The organism is Methylobacterium sp. WL9 (assembly GCF_008040035.1).
GTDB classification, from domain to species: domain Bacteria; phylum Pseudomonadota; class Alphaproteobacteria; order Rhizobiales; family Beijerinckiaceae; genus Methylobacterium; species Methylobacterium thuringiense.
This window is the reverse complement of record NZ_VRVE01000086.1, coordinates 1-16,884: the sequence shown is the minus strand read 5'-3', so window position 1 is coordinate 16,884 and position 16,884 is coordinate 1. Positions and strand designations below refer to the sequence as shown.

14 protein-coding genes and 2 pseudogenes are annotated in these 16,884 nt (G+C 69.7%); 7 read left to right on the top strand and 9 right to left on the bottom strand.

The genetic code is table 11. From position 1 onward, the window contains the following. Positions 1-412 (bottom strand): annotated as a pseudogene (locus tag FV217_RS18810) (hypothetical protein); the annotation flags it as partial. Between the two features lie 263 nt (positions 413-675). Here FV217_RS18810 and FV217_RS18805 point away from each other — a divergent pair. Then, positions 676-876, top strand: a complete 201-nt coding sequence (locus tag FV217_RS18805; RefSeq protein ID WP_147818771.1) for a hypothetical protein — start codon at positions 676-678, stop codon at positions 874-876. Positions 877-1,005: 129 nt separating this feature from the next. On the opposite strand, the gene FV217_RS18800 is transcribed toward FV217_RS18805, so the two are convergent. Both FV217_RS18800 and FV217_RS18795 read right to left on the bottom strand, forming a co-directional pair. Next, entirely contained in the window at positions 1,006-1,551 is a 546-nt protein-coding gene (locus tag FV217_RS18800; RefSeq protein WP_147818769.1) for a histidine phosphatase family protein, read from the bottom strand. A 10-nt stretch (positions 1,552-1,561) separates the two neighbouring features. Further along, on the bottom strand, positions 1,562-2,542 hold the full coding sequence (locus FV217_RS18795) for an aldo/keto reductase (protein ID WP_147818767.1): 981 nt from the start codon (positions 2,540-2,542) through the stop codon (positions 1,562-1,564). 106 nt (positions 2,543-2,648) lie between these two features. Between FV217_RS18795 and FV217_RS18790 the strand changes: the two genes are divergently transcribed. Then, positions 2,649-3,311 carry a CatB-related O-acetyltransferase gene (locus tag FV217_RS18790; RefSeq protein ID WP_147818765.1) on the top strand — a complete coding sequence of 221 codons (663 nt, stop codon included), beginning with the start codon at positions 2,649-2,651 and terminating at the stop codon, positions 3,309-3,311. 60 nt (positions 3,312-3,371) lie between these two features. On the opposite strand, the gene FV217_RS18785 is transcribed toward FV217_RS18790, so the two are convergent. Further along, positions 3,372-4,214, bottom strand: a complete 843-nt coding sequence (locus FV217_RS18785) for a MoxR family ATPase (protein ID WP_147818763.1) — start codon at positions 4,212-4,214, stop codon at positions 3,372-3,374. A 100-nt stretch (positions 4,215-4,314) separates the two neighbouring features. Here FV217_RS18785 and FV217_RS18780 point away from each other — a divergent pair, with 100 nt between their 5' ends. Next, the gene (locus tag FV217_RS18780) at positions 4,315-4,617 is read left to right on the top strand and encodes a hypothetical protein (RefSeq protein ID WP_147818761.1); all 303 of its coding nucleotides are present in this window, start codon (positions 4,315-4,317) and stop codon (positions 4,615-4,617) included. Continuing rightward, positions 4,614-5,054 (top strand): PIN domain-containing protein, encoded by a 441-nt coding sequence (locus FV217_RS18775; protein ID WP_147818759.1) that lies wholly within the window; start codon positions 4,614-4,616, stop codon positions 5,052-5,054. The genes FV217_RS18780 and FV217_RS18775 overlap by 4 nt, the downstream gene beginning before the upstream one ends. 12 nt (positions 5,055-5,066) lie before the next feature. Here FV217_RS18775 and FV217_RS18770 read toward each other — a convergent pair whose 3' ends face one another. After that, positions 5,067-5,720: a hypothetical protein gene (locus FV217_RS18770; RefSeq protein ID WP_147818757.1), complete on the bottom strand. Its 654-nt coding sequence runs from the start codon at positions 5,718-5,720 to the stop codon at positions 5,067-5,069. Next, a complete protein-coding gene (locus FV217_RS18765) occupies positions 5,717-6,949 on the bottom strand; it encodes an ATPase (protein ID WP_147818755.1) in 1,233 nt (410 codons plus the stop codon). Before FV217_RS18765 ends, FV217_RS18770 begins: the two co-directional genes overlap by 4 nt. A gap of 331 nt (positions 6,950-7,280) precedes the next feature. Between FV217_RS18765 and FV217_RS18760 the strand changes: the two genes are divergently transcribed. Beyond that, positions 7,281-9,179, top strand: a complete 1,899-nt coding sequence (locus FV217_RS18760) for a cation:proton antiporter (RefSeq protein ID WP_147818753.1) — start codon at positions 7,281-7,283, stop codon at positions 9,177-9,179. 45 nt (positions 9,180-9,224) lie between these two features. Here FV217_RS18760 and FV217_RS18755 read toward each other — a convergent pair whose 3' ends face one another. Further along, complete coding sequence (locus FV217_RS18755) at positions 9,225-9,629, bottom strand: hypothetical protein (protein ID WP_238232060.1); 405 nt, start codon at positions 9,627-9,629, stop codon at positions 9,225-9,227. A 271-nt stretch (positions 9,630-9,900) separates the two neighbouring features. Here FV217_RS18755 and FV217_RS18750 point away from each other — a divergent pair, with 271 nt between their 5' ends. Beyond that, positions 9,901-11,076 carry a VWA domain-containing protein gene (locus FV217_RS18750; protein ID WP_147818751.1) on the top strand — a complete coding sequence of 392 codons (1,176 nt, stop codon included), beginning with the start codon at positions 9,901-9,903 and terminating at the stop codon, positions 11,074-11,076. Between the two features lie 42 nt (positions 11,077-11,118). On the opposite strand, the gene FV217_RS18745 is transcribed toward FV217_RS18750, so the two are convergent. Both FV217_RS18745 and FV217_RS18740 read right to left on the bottom strand, forming a co-directional pair. Then, positions 11,119-11,439, bottom strand: a complete 321-nt coding sequence (locus FV217_RS18745) for a 2Fe-2S iron-sulfur cluster-binding protein (RefSeq protein ID WP_147818749.1) — start codon at positions 11,437-11,439, stop codon at positions 11,119-11,121. Positions 11,440-11,601: 162 nt separating this feature from the next. Beyond that, positions 11,602-11,934, bottom strand: a complete 333-nt coding sequence (locus tag FV217_RS18740; protein WP_246682963.1) for an Hpt domain-containing protein — start codon at positions 11,932-11,934, stop codon at positions 11,602-11,604. 289 nt (positions 11,935-12,223) lie between these two features. On the opposite strand from FV217_RS18740, the pseudogene FV217_RS18735 reads away from it, so the two are divergent. Further along, positions 12,224-16,884, top strand: a pseudogene (locus tag FV217_RS18735) (hypothetical protein); the annotation flags it as partial.

Genomic DNA, 16,884 nt, shown 5'->3' with positions numbered 1-16,884 from the left:
GATAGTAGCGGCGCAGCAGGGTCGCGGCGGCATCGGCCCCGTCGGCCGCGGTGGCGAAGCCGGTGTGACCCTCGCCGTCGCCGCCGAGTTCGCCGCGCCAGCGCGCCTGCTTGATGCACCAGTAATTGTTGAGCTTGACGCAACGGGCCACGAAGCCCGGTTCGCTGTCCGCGTATTTCACGACGAGGGCGAGGGAGGCCGGCATCAGCGCCGCCCCGGCCTCGTCGCGCCAGTTCGAGACCGCCCGCGCCGTCGCGCTGAAATACGGCAGCGCCGGAGCCGATGGATTCGTATCGAGGGTGGTGCGCAGCGACAGCTGCCCGGCAGGGGCGAGACGCGCCCGCGCGGCCTCGATGCCGGCATCGAGGCGCGGCAGGACCGTCGTCAGGGCGAGGAGCGCTTCGAGAAGCACGGACGGGATCTCAGCGGATTCGAGCTTGGCACTTCTAGCACAACGACCCCGCGCGCGCGGGGTTCGCCCGCACGCCTACGCTATCCACACAGTCAGGCCGCCGCCGATCAGCTGATCGGACGACGGTCGCTGCTTGTCGCCCTGCACGGACGGTTCGATGCCCGCGCCGATATTGTCCGGCCAGGAACCGGGGCCGCGAACGGAACTTGCCTCATCGAGCCGGTGCTTCGACCGGCACGTTCGACCGGCAAGAGGGAAACGCTATGGCAAGCGATACCGAAAAGCACCAAGAGCTGCTCAGCGCTCTCAAGACGGCTCAGGGGCAGGGTGACGGCTCCTTCGAGCGCGCCGTCACGGCCGCCTTCGCGCATGTCTTCGAGCACCTGGAGCACCTGAACACGCTCGGCGGCCCGGATGAAGAAGGCCGTCCCTTGAAACCCGGCGAGTCGTCGACCCTGCGATAGAGGCAGGCAGTACCGCCCGCGCGAACGGCATGGTCTCAAACAGCGCCGTCGCGAGGGCGACCCGGCGGGAGCTTGGCCCGACCGTCACGGGACGACGTACGCGCAGCGACGACCGTCGGAATGCGACCGCTACCGCGCCTCCGCCTCCGTCAGCCCTCTCGGCGTCACGAACCGCTCCAGCCGCCCCCCTCCCCGTCCGACATCGCCCCAGTGCTCGACCGCGAAGGCGATCACCGCGAGCCCGGCCGTCGGAAACTTCTCGTGCAGGTCTTCGCGCAATGTCGCCGGACCGCTGCCGACGAGGAACAAGGCGAGGTCCTGGAAGCCGGGGTTGTGTCCGATCACCAGCAGGGTCTCGGCGGAATCGGGCGCGGAGCGCACGGCGTCGAGGGTGCGGTGGGCCGAGGCCTCGTAGATCATGGGCACGATCTCGGGCGCGGTTTCGGGCACGATGGCGGGAAGCGCGCCGCGCAGACGCTCCCAGGTCTCCAGCGTGCGCCGGGCCGGCGAGACCATCACATAGTCGGGCACCAGCCCTTCCGCCGCGAGATAGGCGCCGATGCGCGGTGCGGCGGCGCGGCCGCGGGCATTGAGCGGCCGCTCGATGTCGGCGACGCCCGCGGGCCAGGCGGATTTGGCGTGGCGCAGCAGGATGAGACGGCGCGAAAGGGTCACGACTGGGCGCTCACGAGAAACCGACGGGGGCGTGGGGGACGTAGGATCCTTCGAGCGTCGCGATCTCGTCGGGCGTCAGCGTGACGTCGAGCGCCGCCACCGCGTCGTCGAGATGGCCGGGCTTCGAGGCGCCGACGATCGGCGCGGTCACCACGGGCTTCGAGAGCAGCCAAGCCAGGGCCACCTGCGCCCGCGGGATGCCGCGCTTCCGGGCGACCGTCGCCACCGCCGCGATGACGCGGTTGTCCGCCTCGACGGTGGCATCGTAGAGCCCGACGCCCGTGACGTCGCTGTCCTGGCGGGACGAGGTCGTGCCGGCGTCGCGCGTCAGCCGTCCGCGGGCGAGCGGGCTCCAGGGCAACACGGCGATGCCCTGGTCGGCGCAGAGCGGCAGCATCTCGCGCTCCTCCTCGCGGCTGATGAGGTTGTAGTGATCCTGCATCGTGGCGAACCGCGTCCAGCCGTTGCGATCTGCGATGTAGAGCGCCTTCGCGAACTGCCAGGCGAACATCGAGGAGGCGCCGATATAGCGCGCCTTGCCGGCCTTCACGACGTCGTGCAGCGCCTCCAGCGTCACCTCGATCGGCGTGCCGTCATCCCAGCGGTGGATCTGGTAGAGGTCGACATGGTCGGTGCCGAGGCGCTTCAGGCTGGCGTCGATCGACGAAAAGATCGCCTTTCGCGAGAGGCCTCCGGAATTCGGCCGGTCGGTGAGCGGGAAATACACCTTGGTCGCGAGCACGATCTCGTCGCGCACCCCGAAATCCTTGAGCGCGCGCCCGACGATCTCTTCGGAGGTGCCGTCCGAATAGAAATTCGCCGTGTCGAAGAAGTTGAAGCCGAGATCCAGCGCCTTCTTCAGGAGCGGACGGCTGTCGGCCTCGGTCATCGTCCAGGGATGGGGGCCGCGCTCCGGCACGCCGTAGGTCATGCAGCCGAGACAGAGGGCCGAGACGTCGAGGCCGGTGCGGCCGAGTTTCTTGGTCTTCATGGTGCGCGTACTCCGCGTGTCCGGGGTGCGGTGTCGCGCTCGACATAGAGCGGCCGAAAAGACCTCCCATGTCCGGGCGACCATGCCCTCCGCGAATGGGGACGCCATGCCGCACGATCCCCGCTTCGGCCCCGATCCCGATGCGCTCCACCCGATGCCCGGCCACCGACGGGTGACGTTCGTCAAGAACCTCGACCTGCCCGAAAACGTCTCGGTCGGCGCCTACACCTATTACGACGATCCGGCCGGGCCGAACGCCTTCCTCGACAACATCCTCTACCACTTCCCCTTCATCGGCGACCGGCTGACGATCGGGCGCTTCTGCGCGATGGCCGCCGGCACCCGCTTCCTGATGAACGGCGGCAACCACCGCATGAGCGGGCCCTCGACCTATCCGTTCCCGATCTTCGGCGGCGGCTGGACCGGGCGCTTTCCCGGCGAGCTGGACTTTCCGAACCGCGGCGACACGGTCGTCGGCCACGACGTCTGGTTCGGCATGGGGGCGACGGTGATGCCGGGCGTGACCATCGGCGACGGCGCGGTGATCGGCACCCTCGCCGTGGTGGCGCAGGACGTGCCGCCCTACGCGATCGTCGCCGGCAACCCGGCCCGGATCGTACGGCGGCGCGTGAGCGAAACGGAGGCCGCGCGCCTGCAGGCCATCGCCTGGTGGGACTGGGAGCCGGAGCGCCTCACCCGCGCCCTGCCCGCGATCAGCGGCGGCGACGTGGACGCCCTCAAACGGGCGGCGGGCGGATCCGACGTCTGATTGAAACAGCGATGCGTGGCGTCCGCCGGGAGCCTTGCGGCCTGCCGGCGGCCCTGGTCCTCAGCCTTTCCGCCGCGTCATGAAGGCCAGCTTCTCGAACAGGCTCACATCCTGCTCGTTCTTCAGGAGCGCGCCATGCAGCGGCGGGATCAGCTTGCGTCCATCCTGCTCGCGGAGCGTCTCCGGCGTCACGTCTTCCGAGACCAAGAGCTTGAGCCAGTCGAGGAGCTCGGAGGTCGAGGGCTTCTTCTTCAGGCCCGGCACCTCGCGGGTCTCGAGGAAGACGCGCAGGGCCTCCTCGACGAGGCGCTGCTTGATGCCCGGATAATGCACCGCGACGATGGCCTTCAGGGTCTCGGCGTCGGGGAAGCGGATGTAGTGGAAGAAGCAGCGCCGCAGGAAGGCGTCGGGCAGCTCCTTCTCGTTGTTCGAAGTAATGATGACGATCGGCCTCTGAACAGCCTTGACCGTCTCGCCGGTCTCGTAAACGAAGAACTCCATGCGATCGAGTTCGGTCAGCAGGTCGTTCGGAAACTCGATGTCGGCCTTGTCGACCTCGTCGATCAGCAGCACCGGCCGCTCGGGCGCCGTGAAGGCCTGCCAGAGCTTGCCGCGGCGGATGTAGTTGGAAATGTCCGTGACGCGCGGATCGCCGAGCTGCGAGTCGCGCAGGCGCGAGACCGCGTCGTACTCGTAGAGACCCTGCTGCGCCTTGGTGGTCGACTTGATGTTCCAGGTCAGCAGCGGCGCGCCGAGGCCGCGGGCGATCTCTTCGGCCAGCACCGTCTTGCCGGTTCCGGGCTCGCCCTTCACCAGCAGCGGGCGCTCCAGCACGATCGCGGCGTTGACGGCGGTGGTGAGGTCCGAGGTCGCGACGTAGGAGGCGGTTCCGGTAAAGCGCATCAGGTGTCGTTTCCGCGAGATGTGACGGGCGGCTCGCTCCGAACACTTGTGCGCCCATGAGCCGCTGGATATATCTCCAGACATATGACGGAGGGCTTTTATGGACAACTCTCCTCAGAAGCGTGCCTTGCACACCTATCGCGCTAAGCTGGCCGAACGCGGCATGGCTCGTTTTGAGGTGCTCGGACGCGATACCGATCGCGCTCTGATACGGTCCGTGGCCCGCCACTTGGCCAAGGACGGACCTGAAGCGGTTCAACTGCGTCAAACCATCAGTGGAGTCGTGGATCCCGCATCCTCCGAGAAGGGCGGTATCTTCAGAGCATTGCGCCGTTCACCGCTCGTCGGCGTCGAACTCGACCTGACTAGGCCGCGTATCGCAGAGCGTGACGTCGATCTGTGACGCGCTTTCTGCTCGACACGAACATCATCAGCAATTCGCTCAAGCCTGCCCCGGCACCTCGACTTGCGGAATGGATGGCTGAGCAGCGGAGCGACAGCCTCTTCATCGCTTCGATGACCGTGGCGGAGTTGCAGCGGGGTATTCTCAGTCTTCAGCCTGGGAGAAAGCGCGCGACACTGCAGCATTGGTTGGAAGGTCCCGGAGGACTGCTGGCGCTCTTCGCAGGCCGGGTGCTGCCGTTCGATACGAAGGCTGCCCTCGCCTGGGCAGCTCTCATGGCGGACGGACGGAAAGCAGGGCGACCCCGCTCTCCTCTCGATATGATCCTGGCAGCGACCGCTGATGTCCACGGCTGTATCGTTGCAACGGACAATGAGCGTGACTTCGAAGGTCTTCGGTTCATGAATCCGCTTCGACCCGCGGATACGCGGCAGTAGCGGTGGAACGCGCTACAGCGACTTCCCGTCGTGCCACACGCAGTTCGTGCCCAGAATCGCGAGGTTCACGTCCGATTTCTGCGGCTGCGGCAGGATCTTGCCGTCCATGGCGACGTCGATCTTGATCTCGACCTGGCCCTTGGCCTCGTTCGTGCGGCGCGAGAAGTAGCAGTATTGCTGGTAGGGCTTCTCCTCGGACGGCTTGAAGTTCCAGCCGGTGACGATCTGGCCGTCGAGGTAGGGCACCTGCTTGAACACCGTGAAGGTGGTGTTCACCGGCGCCTTCGAGTTCGGGGCGGAATCCGCGCCGAGCTGGGCCTTGGTCGGGGTCGGCACGGACGACTCGCGCTGCGCCGGAAGGCCTTCGAGCTTCAGGGTGTTGTCGGTGAGCGTGACCTCGCCCTTGGTCTTGAGCGTGACGTCCGACAGAGCCGTCTGCATGGCGGCGGCGATTTTCTCGGCCGCCGAGTCGAACTGGTTCATGTAGGCCCAGCCGTAGGAGGCCGCGCCGATGCCCACGCCGGCCAGCGCAACGAAGATCCCCGCGCCGATCGCCCGCTGCATGAAGGCGCGGGCGAAGATCATGCGCGCTTCCGCCCGCAGGCGGCCGTTCACGTTCTGGGCGAGGACGAGGTTCTCGTGCGTGCCCGGCGTATGGATGCTCATGCGGTGGCTCCCGCGCTGGAGGCCGGCATGTTCGACTGGACGAGCGGAGGCTGGCGCCGCTCGGCCTGCCGGTCGATCGGGATGATGGAGCCCGACGCCGCAACCGTCGGCGGTACCATCGGCCGCGGATTGCTGAGCTGCTGCTCCTCCCGCAGGGCGTCGGTGATCGAGGCGAGCAGGTACGGCGTCGCCTCGGCCGAGACGTCTGCGCCGAGGTCGTCCTCGTCCATGAAGGTCCGGCGCACCGAGACCGCCGACAGCGCCAGGATGGTCGAGGCGAAGGCGGCGCACAAAGCCGGCACGAACACGAAGATGCGCAGGAAGGCGTGGACCTGCGCGTCGGTGACCTCGATCGGGTCGACGCCGTAGACCATGGCGGTGAAGCTGTGCAGCTGCGAGCGGTTGACGGCGTTGCGGTAGGCCTGCTCCGTATCGGCGACCTTGCGGTCGGCCGCGCCGCGATCGATCCCGGCGCGCGCCTGCCGGGCGGATTCGAGATCCTTCGTCACGGCGCCGCGGTCGGCACCCGCCTTGTTGACGGCCGCGTTCAGCGTGGCGACGCGGGGGTCGGCCACGCATTTCAGGTTCGAATAGGCCTTGCCCTTGCTGTTGGTACCGGAGATGCGCTCGCAGCGCTGGGCCGGCAGGCCGGCAAGCTGCGAGGCGTTCTCGCCCGAGCGCTTCTCGATCTGCTCCAGCTCGTTCGTGTACTGCGTCACGCGGGCGTCGGCCGCCGCGATCCGGGTATCGATGGAGGCGCGGTCGTTCTGCGCGTCCTTCATCGCGGTCTTCGCCTTGGCCGCGTCCATCAGGCGGGGATGGAACATCATCTCGCCGAGCTGCGAGACCGACTTGGTGGTCACGCCGGCCGCGAAGATGATGCCGAGGATGGCCAGCCCCTTGATGAACCAGGAGCGCTGCGTGCGCGCCAGGATGCCGAGCGGCACGCGGCAGAGCTCCACCGCGGCGTAGACCAGCGGCGCGAGCAGCATGAAGTGGAAGGCACGGTTGTCGCCGTCGCTGTAATAGTCGGCGAAGAGCCAAGCGCCGGCGAGCGATGCGCCGATGACCATGAACTCGACGAGATACGCGATCCCGACATAGCCCCACTTGATCTTGTAGCCGCGCTCGACGTCGCGCGCCTGTTTCCAGCGCTGGACGTCGAGGGCCCATTCGCGCCGCTCGCGGAGGACGTCCCGGCTCGGGGGCTGCTTGCGGAAGGTCAGCATGCGGTCAACTCGGGCTCGAAAGGACACGCCTGGCGCGATATTGAGGATTCGTTAACACGCTGGTTATGCGGGCATTGTGCCGAAGTTGTGCCGCATGCTGCGCGTGCGAACGAAGCGGTGGACGGTGGTTTTCGTGCATCACGGGGCACGGGGTACGGGCGCCCCGTGTGCGCTCCGGCACGCCGGCTGCCCGCGGGCTCGGCCATATCGGCCAAATCCCCGCTCGCGGCCGAATTCCGGTTGCCCCGCCATGGCTTGCCCCCTCATGATGCGACATCCGTCCTGCTTGCGGACGGTCGACCCTCGCTGCGAAGGCTGAGCAAGCACGCCGATGACCGATCCCACCGCTGCCGGGGCCCAGGTCGCCGCTGCCGGCGAGAATCTCGGGGCCTACCAGGAGGCCATCATCTTCCTGGTGACGGCGGGCGTGGTGGTGCCGCTGTTCCACCGCCTGCGGATCAGCCCGGTGCTCGGCTTCATCGGCGCGGGCGCGCTTCTCGGGCCCTTCGGCCTCGGGCGTCTCGCCGATTCCTATCCCTGGCTCGGTCCGATCACGATCGGGAACCGCGCCGAGATCTCGCATCTCGCCGAGTTCGGCGTGATCTTCCTGATGTTCATGATCGGCGTCGAGCTGTCCTGGGAGCGCCTGCGCGTCCTGCGCCGGCTCGTCTTCGGCCTCGGCTCGATCCAGGTGATCGCCTCGGCCACCGTGATCGGCGGCCTGCTCGCGGCCACCGGGCAGTCGGCGGCGGCCTCCATCGTCGTCGGGATCGGGCTCGCCCTCTCCTCGACCGCCGTGGTGCTGCCGGTGCTCGCCGAGCAGAAGCGGCTCAACACGCCGGCCGGCCGCACCAGCTTCGCCGTGCTGCTGTTCCAGGACCTCGCCGTCGCCCCCGTCCTGTTCGCCATCGCGGTGCTCGGCCGCAACGACGGCGCCAATGTCGGCAGCGCGCTGGCGCTGGCGCTCGGCCAGGCGGCGGTGGCGATCGTCGTCATCGTCATCGCCGGCCGGCTGGCGCTGCGCCCGCTCTTCCAGCTCGTGGCGCGCACCAAGAGCCCGGAGCTGTTCATGGCGGCCTGCCTGCTCGTCATCGCGGCGACCTCGCTGACGGCGGCCGCGAGCGGCCTCTCGATGACGCTCGGCGCCTTCGTCGCCGGCCTTCTGCTCGCCGAGACCGAGTATCGCCGCGCCATCGAGGCGACGATCGATCCGTTCAAGGGCCTGCTGCTCGGCGTGTTCTTCGTCTCGGTGGGCATGAGCCTCGATCCGGCCCAGCTCGTCGCGGCCCCCGTGCTGATCCTCGGCCTCGCGGTCGCGCTCCTCGTGGTGAAGGGCGCGGTGATCCTCGTCGGCGCCCGCATCATGCGGCTGTCGAAGCCGGTGGCGTTCGAGACGGCCCTGCTGCTCGGCCCCGGCGGCGAGTTCGCCTTCGTGCTGCTCGGCGGCGCCATTGCCGGCGGCCTCGTGCCGGAGGCGCTCGGCCAGACGGCGCTGATCGTCACCACCGTGACCATGATCGCGATCCCGCCCCTTTCGCTGCTCGCCCGCCGGATCGGCCGGCGCTCGACCAAGACGAATCTCGGCCGGGCGCGGGCCGAACCGCCGCCGGATGCGCAGGCGGATCGCGTCATCGTCGCGGGCTACGGCCGCGTCGGCCGCCTCGTCGGCGAGATGCTGAAGCGCCACAAGATCCCGTTCATCGCGCTGGATTCCGACCCCGTGCGCGTCGCCGAGCAGCGCCGCCTCGGCAACCCGGTCTATTTCGGAGATTCCTCCAGCACCGAGCTACTGCGCCGCTGCGACATCGCCACGGCGCGCGCCCTCGTGGTCACGCTCGATTCCTCGGCGGGTGTCGAGGCCGTGGTGCAGGCGGCCCGGGCCGAGCGGGCCGACCTCACCATCGTCGCCCGCGCCCGCGACGCGCGGCATGCGACGGAACTCTACGAGATGGGCGTCGACGACGCGGTGCCGGAGACCATCGAGGCCTCGCTCCAGCTCTCGGAAGCGGTGCTCGTCGATGTCGGGGTGCCGATGGGCCTCGTCATCGCCTCGATCCACGAGCGCCGGGACGAGTTCCGCACCATGCTGAAGCGGAAGGAAGCCGAGACCCGGCCGGTCTTCCGGGCGCGGCGCACCATCGGCAAGACCCTGGACGCGAAGGGATCGGACGGAAAGGCCGCCGACGCGAAGGACGACAAGGCCAAGGCGGGAATCGGCAAGACGGCCTGATTCAAGACGGCCTGATTCAAGAGGGATCGAACCCGCAGGCTTCGGTCAGTCGTCGCGATCGCCATAGAGATCGTCGCCGTCCTCCGTCGACGGAGGCGGCGCCTGGAACCCCTGCTCGCCCGCGAGGCTGCAGCGATAGACCACCTCGTCCGGCGCGCCCATGGCGGCATTGAGCGGCACGGCCACCGTGTCCCCGTGGAAGCGCCACTTGCGGGTGCCCTTGTCCCAGTAGAGCCACACGGTCTCCTCGTGGCCCTTCACGTCGAACACCGCCGCCTTCTTCGACATGGCCCGCACGGTGCGGGGCTCGTAGAGGCCCTTGCGCCGATAGGCCTCGCGGAACTGCGGCGGCTGCCGCTCGATGAGGGTGTTGTGCACGATCTGAATCGTGGCGCCCGGCTTCCGCAGAAACCGTTTGAAGTCACTCAAGGAACGCAAGACGACGGTCATCTCAACCATCCGGTCGACAAGTCCAGGTACGCAGGACTCTTGTTCAATGACTTGATTGTCAGCTTCGTGACGGAGTCGATGACTCTCCAAAGCCGCACCCTCGACATATCCACCGGATTCCGATTCTTTCCACAGATGAGTGCATTCTCCTGCTGCCAAGCTTGCCGGATCGTTAGCCAAGTCACGAGAATTGCTTGCGCTTCCCTCACGCCGACGTGACCGGGCGGGCCGGGCTTGACCCCGGCGGCAGCCTCGGGTGGTGTCGCCCGCGATGCTGCTGAACCTCTTCACCGCCCTGCGCGAGGCCAAGGTCCCGGTCACCCTGCGCGAGCACCTGACGCTGCTCGACGCGATGGACCGCGATCTTGCGGAGAAGAGCGTCGAGGAGTTCTACCTCCTTGCGCGCGCCGTCCTGGTGAAGGACGAGCGCAACCTCGACCGCTTCGACCGCGTCTTCGGGCAGGTCTTCAAGGGCGTCGAGACCGTGGGCGAGGCGATGGAGCCGGCCGCCATCCCCGAGGAATGGCTGCGCAAGCTCGCGGAGAAGTACCTCACCGACGACGAGAAGGCCGAGCTGAAGGCGCTCGGCTGGGACAAGCTGTTCGAGACCCTGAAGCAGCGCCTCGCCGAGCAGAAGGAGCGCCACCAGGGCGGCTCGAAATGGATCGGCACCGGGGGCACCTCCCCCTTCGGCGCCTACGGCTACAACCCGGAGGGCATCCGCATCGGCCAGGACGGCAACCGCAACTTCCGTGCGGTGAAGGTCTGGGACAAGCGCGAGTTCAGGGACCTCGACGACGGCGTCGAACTCGGTACGCGCACCATGCGGATCGCGCTCCGGCGGCTACGCCGCTTCGCCCGCACGGGCGCGGCGGAGGAACTCGACCTCGACGCGACGATCCGCGAGAGCGCCCGCCAGGGCTATATCGACGTGCGGCTGCGCCCCGAGCGGCGCAACGCCGTGAAGGTGCTGCTGTTTCTCGACGTCGGCGGCTCGATGGACTGGCATGTCGGGCTCGCCGAGGAGCTGTTCTCGGCCTGCCGGAGCGAATTCAAGCACTTCGCCCATTTCTACTTCCACAACTGCCCCTACGAATCCGTTTGGACCGAGAACCACCGCCGCCACGACGAGCGCACGCCGCTGCTCGACGTGATCCGAACCTACGGCCCGGATTACCGCGTGGTCTTCGTCGGCGACGCCGCGATGAGCCCCTACGAGATCGCCATGGCCGGCGGCTCGGTGGAGCATTGGAACGAGGAGCCCGGCCAGGTCTGGCTGACCCGCGTGCTGGACCACTTCCCCAAGGCCGCCTGGCTCAACCCGGTGCCCGAGGCGCACTGGGCCTACACCCAGTCGATCGGCATGATGCGCCGGATCTTTTCGGAGCGGATGTTCCCGCTGACGCTCGACGGGATCGATGCCGCGACGCGGGCGCTGCTGAAGTGAGCGATCTGCTGCGCTTTGCCCAGGCTCTCGGCACCCGGACGCTCAGCCCTGCCGGGCCGGCGTCGTCACGGTGAGCCCGTCCAACTCGGGCTTGATCCGGATCTGGCAGGACAGGCGCGAGGTCGCGCGCACGTCGGAGGCGAAGTCGAGCATGTCCTGCTCCATCGGCTCGGAGGGGCCGACGGCCTCCATCCAGGCGTCGTCGACATAGACGTGGCAGGTCGCGCAGGCGCAGGCGCCGCCGCACTCGGCGTCGATACCGGGGACGTTGTTGCGGATCGCGGTCTCCATCACGGTGGATCCGACCTGACCGTCGATCGTGCGGGCCGTGCCTGCGTGATCGACGTAGGTGATCTTGGGCATGCCTTGCTCCGCGGTGGTGCCGATGCGCCTGAGCGCGTTTCTAATGCCTTCGCGCCGCTTGTTGGCGGGGCGCGGGCCGGAATGCAAGCGCAGACGGAGGGCGCGGGCCGCCTTCGGGCGCCTACGCCGCAGCGGACGAGGGCCGCGTGATCCGGCAGAGCCTTAGAGCCGCCCGGCGAGAGCCGCGAGCGTCTCGTCGACGGCGATCGCCAGCGCCTGGATCGGATAGGCCGCCGCCGGGCTCCCGGCCCGCAGCGCGTCCTCCGCCTCGGACGCCCGGGCCGCGACCCGCGCCGCGCCGACGCCGAGCGCCGAGCCCTTCAACGTGTGGGCGAGATCGGCCCGGTCGCCGGCCTGCAGGGCGGCGTTTTCGAGGCCCGGCATCAGTCGCCGACACTGCTCTTCGAACAGGCCGAGAAGCTCGTCGGCGAGGGCCTCGTCGCCGAAGGTCTGGGCGTCGAGATGGGCCCGATCGAGGAGCGTTTCGTCGGCCAAGTCCGTCTCCCGACTCCGTTTTCCGGATCGCGTTATGATTTCGGACCGATCTGTCCACAGCCGAGGTTCGGCGGCGGCGCACCGTTTAAGCGTTGGCGCGTCACGACATAAGTAGCCCCTCCGGGCGCTTGCACCGGCGTGGTAACCATTCCGTTAAGGTTTTTGTTCGCTGCCGCGGCGCTCGGGTATCCGGCACCCGCAGCGGGGACTAAACTTCGAGGACAAACGGGTAAATCCGTCTCCGTTCGGGCTCGTCCCGGTGCGGAGACCATGCGTAACGAGGCGTTTCATGGCCACGGAAAAGAAGCTCAAGGATCCGGCGGAGGCCGCTCTCTCCGCGATCGAGCAGGCCCTGGCCCTGGATATGTCGAATCTCGACCTGTCGTCCGACGGCCGGGCCAAAGGCGCCTTCGCCGAGCCGCCGATGGGTCTGTCCTTCGACGACGACGTGGCGCGTCCGGCCAACGACCGCGTCGAGCCGCGCATGCCCGACGTCGGCGACAACGACCTGCTGAACGAGCCGAGCGGCCGCCTGGCGCCCCCTCCCCTCGATGTCGGCAGCGACCTGCCGCAGGCGCAGCGCGGCCGCTCACGCCGCGAGGGCGGCCTGCTGCCGCCCGACCGCTCCCTCGTCGCCAACGACGACCGCCAGAGCATCGGCGTCCTGCAGCAGACCCTGCGCGTCCGCCCCTCGCGCAAGCCTTACGTGTTCGCGGCGATCTTCTCGTTCCTGTGGCTGAACGGCCTGATCGCGCTGGCCTGGAACCAGTCCGGCGGCGACCTCAAGAGCTACATCACGGGGCTCACCGCCCTGCAGGCCGCCGTCGGCGCGACGGCGTTGGGCGGGCCGATCCTGTTGTTCCTGATCACCGCGATGCTCGCGGTCCGCGCCCACGAGATGCGCCTCGTCGCCCGCGCCGTCGGCGAGGTCGCGATCCGTCTGGCCGAGCCCGAGTCGTTCTCGACCGACGCCGTGCTGACCATGTCGCAGACCGTACGCCGCGAGGTCGCCGCCGTCGGCGACGGCGTCGAGCGGGCGCTGGCGCGGGCCGGCGAACTGGAGACCCTGGTGCGCGGCGAGATCGCCACCCTGGAACGGGCCTATTCCGACAACGAGATCCGCATCCGCACCCTGGTCGACGAGCTGGTCGCGCAGCGGGAATCCATCGTCGCCAACGCCGAGCGCGTGCGCGGCGCCATCACCGGCTCGCATCAGAACCTCAGCCAGGAGCTCGAAGGCGCCGCCGAGCGCATCGTCAGCGCCGTCACCGGCGCGGGCGACCGCGTCACCGGCGCCCTGGAGAGCCGCGGCGAGGCCATCACCGGCGCGCTGGGCGAGGCCGGCGACCGTGTGGTCGGGCTGGTCTCGACGCGCGGCGACGAGCTGATCCAGCGCCTGCTCGCCACGAGCGAGGGCGTGCGCGCCGGTATCGCCGAGTCCGGCGACAGCATGACCCGCACCTTCGAGACCCGCGCCGGCGAGGTCGCCCGCGCCTTCGAGGCTGCGAGCGGTAGCCTCACCGCGAGCCTGTCCGACCATGCCGGCACGGTCTCCCGTGCCCTCCAGGAGACCGGCTCGGGCGTCATCACCATGCTCGGCCGCCAGGGCGGCGAGGTCCGCGAGAGCTTCGAGCGCTCGGCGCAGGAGCTGGAGGCGGCCTTCCTCACCCGCGGCGGCGAGCTGTCGGAGCGCTTCGCCGCGACCGGCTCGGAGATCACCGCGCGCTTCGCCGACACGGGCGACGCCTTCCGCCGCGACTTCACCGCCGCCGGCCTGTCGCTCACCGACGACATCGCCGCCCGCAGCGCGGCGCTTCGCAACGAGATCGAGGCGGCCGGCGCCGGCGTCTCCGACACCATCGACGCCCGCGGCCGCGACGCCCAGGCCGCCCTCGCCCTCACCGCGAGCGGCGTGGTCGAGGCCTTCACCGCCCGCGCCGGCAGCGTGCGCGACGAACTCACCGCGTCGGCCGAGCGCATCGCCGGCACCGTCGGCGAGCGCGGCGCGGAACTCGCCGACCGCATCGAGGCGGCCGCACACCGCCTCCACGAGACCGTCACCGTCCGCGGCAACGAACTCGGCAACGGGCTCGACGCCTCGGCCGAACGCGTCTCCGGCCTGATGGCCCAGCGCGGCCGCGAGGCCGTCGCCGAAGTCGAGGCCGCCCTCGCCCGGATCGGCGGCACCTTCGAGAGCCACGCCGACGACGCCGTCGCCCGCTTCCGGGACAGTGCCGACAGCGCCGGCGGCGCCGTCGTGCAGCGCCTGGCCACCGCCTCGCTGCGCTTCGAGGAGGCCTCCAACGGCCTGCGCCAGGCGGCCGACGACTCGGCCGGCCATGTCGAGGCCCGCACCGTCCAGATCCTGGACCGCTTCCGGCAATCCGCGCAGGGCGTCGCCGGTGAGATCGGCACCCGCACGGACGCCTCGCTCCAGGCCGTCGAAGCCGCCATCGCCCGCCTCGGCGACGGCCTCCAGGCCCGCGCGGAAGAGGCGACCGGCGCTCTCGCCTTCGCCTCGGCCGGAATCGGCGAGGCGCTCGGCGCCCGCATCGGCGAGCTGGAATCGCGCTTCGGCCAACATGGCGACAGCCTCACCGGCCTGCTCTCGACCCATACCGACGACGCGCAGAACCGGCTCGCCTCGGCCGGACACGACATCGTGCTGGCGATGACGACCCAGGCCGCGCGCATCAACGACGTGCTGACCCGCAGCGGCACCGCCTTCGCCGAGACCGCCGACGGCCATGCCCGCGCCGTCGACGACGTGCTCAACAACCGCCTCGCCGCCCTCCAGGAGACCATCGCCCGCGGCGACATCCTCGCCGACAGGATCTCGCGCGATACCGGTGCGCTGGCAGGCACGGTGGGCGGCCATCTCGAGCAGATGGACCGGATCATCACGGTGCAGGGCCAGTCGATGGCCGACCGCATCGCCGAGCGCACCCGCGAGGCGCGCGAGGCCGTCGAAACCCATCTCGGCCAGCTGGAAGCGCGCTCCGCGCAGCGGTCCGACGAGATCCGCGCCACCATCACGAGCCTCGTCGGCAGCGTCGACACGCAACTCGGTGCCCGGGCCGGCGAGATCGGCGAACGGATCGAGCGCCACGCCGCGGAACTCGTCTCCCGTCTCGACGAGAGCGCAGGCCGCCTCGACACCGGCGTCCTCAGTCGTCTCTCGGCCGTCGGCATCACCCTGGACGAGCGCACCCGCGCCCTCGACGAGACCCTTGCCGGACGTGCCGGCGAGATCGGCGCGCGGATCGAGCGTCAGACCTCCGATCTCGTCGCCCGCCTCGACGAGAGTGCCGGCCGCATCGACAGCGGCGTGCTGAACCGCCTCGCGGCCGTCGGCGCCACGCTGGAGGAGCGCGCCCGCGCCCTCGACGAGACGCTGGGCGCCCGCGCCGGCGAACTCGGCGCGCGCTTCACCCAGCAGACCTCCGACCTCGTCGCCCGCCTCGACGAGAGCGCCAACCGCTTCGACACCGGCGTGCTCAGCCGCCTCGACGCCGTCGGCACCACGCTGGAAGAGCGTGCCCGCGCCCTCGACGAGACCCTCGACGCCCAGGCGGTCGATGCCGTCCGCCTGATCGAGGCGCGCCTGCGCGCCGCCACCGACGACCTGTCGAACCGCACCCGCGAGATCGTCGCCTTCGTCGAGACCCGCAGCGGCGGCACCAGCCAGGCGCTGGCCGGCCATGCCGACGCGATCCGCCGCGCCTTCGACGAGCGCACCGACGCCTTCAACCAGCTCTTCGACGCGCGCACCGCCGCGATGGCCTCGACCATCGACGAGCGCGGCAACCTCGTCGTCGGCTCCCTGAACGGCCGCGTCTCCGAGATCGCGCGCCTGTTCGATGGCGGCGGCGCCTCGCTGGCGCAGGCCCTCGACCAGCGCGGCCAGACCATCCTGTCGAGCCTGCGCGCCATCGTCGACGAGGCCGACCGGCTGCTCGGCGACGGCGCCGGCCGCCTTGGCGAGGCGGTCGCCACCCGCACGCACGAGATCCGCGACCTGCTCGACAGCCGCACGCAGGACCTGGCCCGCGTCGTCCAGGAGGGCACCGGCACCATCCGCGGCCAGCTGGACACCGGTACGGACGCCTTCCGTGCCAGCGTCGACGAGCGCGTCCGCGGTATCCAGTCCGTCCTCGACAGCCATGCCGGCGAGGTCCGCGGACTGCTCGACAGCCATGCGAGCGCGCTCGGCGAGGGCTTCGACAGCCGGATCCGGCCGCTGCACGAAGGGCTTGCCGGCAAGGCCCGCGAGTTCCTGTCCGTGGTCGAAGCCGGCCTCGGCCACACCACCGGCGCGATGGAAACCCGCACCAACGCATTGGCCGCGATGTTCGACGACCGCCTCGGCCGGCTCGACGGCGTGTTCGAGAACCGCGTCGCGGCGCTGACCCAGCAGGTCGACCAGCGTTCGCAAGGCCTTGCGGCCGTGTTCGACGAACGCCTGCAGGCGCTGGGCAGCCTCGTCGAGACGCAGGGCGCCGGCATCACCCGGGCCTTCGACGACCGCAGCCAGGACTTCACCAGCCGGATCGACAGCCGGATGAAGACCTTCGCCACCCTCGTCGCCTCGCGCGCCGACGCCCTGGCCGACGCCTTCGACGAGCGTCACGAGGCCTTCGCCGGCCTCGTCGACGAGCGCACCGCCCGCACCATCGCGGCGATGGACGAGCGCGTAAACAAGCAGGCGGCGCTCGCCGAGGCGCATGCCACGGCGCTGGCCCGCGTGCTCGACCAGCGCAACGAGGCGGTGGCCGCGCTGCTCGACAGCCGCAACGCCGCGGTCGCCGAGAACATGCGCCAGCGGACCGAAGCCGCCGCCGGCCTGATCGAGGCCCAGGTCGAGGATCTCGCCCGCCGCCTCGACGGCAGCGCCGAATCCGTCGCCCGCACCATCGCGGGCGGCACCGCCTCCCTCGTCGAGGCCATCGA

What these genes read in the sequence shown, in the direction of transcription:
- FV217_RS18770 (WP_147818757.1), bottom strand. Translation starts at nt 5,720, where the DNA reads ATGAGCATCCATACGCCGGGCACGCACGAGAACCTCGTCCTCGCCCAG.
- FV217_RS18785 (WP_147818763.1), bottom strand. Translation starts at nt 4,214, where the DNA reads ATGCGCTTTACCGGAACCGCCTCCTACGTCGCGACCTCGGACCTCACC.
- FV217_RS18790 (WP_147818765.1), top strand. Translation starts at nt 2,649, where the DNA reads ATGCCGCACGATCCCCGCTTCGGCCCCGATCCCGATGCGCTCCACCCG.
- FV217_RS18755 (WP_238232060.1), bottom strand. Translation starts at nt 9,629, where the DNA reads ATGACCGTCGTCTTGCGTTCCTTGAGTGACTTCAAACGGTTTCTGCGG.
- FV217_RS18750 (WP_147818751.1), top strand. Translation starts at nt 9,901, where the DNA reads ATGCTGCTGAACCTCTTCACCGCCCTGCGCGAGGCCAAGGTCCCGGTC.
- FV217_RS18745 (WP_147818749.1), bottom strand. Translation starts at nt 11,439, where the DNA reads ATGCCCAAGATCACCTACGTCGATCACGCAGGCACGGCCCGCACGATC.
- FV217_RS18795 (WP_147818767.1), bottom strand. Translation starts at nt 2,542, where the DNA reads ATGAAGACCAAGAAACTCGGCCGCACCGGCCTCGACGTCTCGGCCCTC.
- FV217_RS18780 (WP_147818761.1), top strand. Translation starts at nt 4,315, where the DNA reads ATGGACAACTCTCCTCAGAAGCGTGCCTTGCACACCTATCGCGCTAAG.
- FV217_RS18765 (WP_147818755.1), bottom strand. Translation starts at nt 6,949, where the DNA reads ATGCTGACCTTCCGCAAGCAGCCCCCGAGCCGGGACGTCCTCCGCGAG.
- FV217_RS18760 (WP_147818753.1), top strand. Translation starts at nt 7,281, where the DNA reads ATGACCGATCCCACCGCTGCCGGGGCCCAGGTCGCCGCTGCCGGCGAG.
- FV217_RS18805 (WP_147818771.1), top strand. Translation starts at nt 676, where the DNA reads ATGGCAAGCGATACCGAAAAGCACCAAGAGCTGCTCAGCGCTCTCAAG.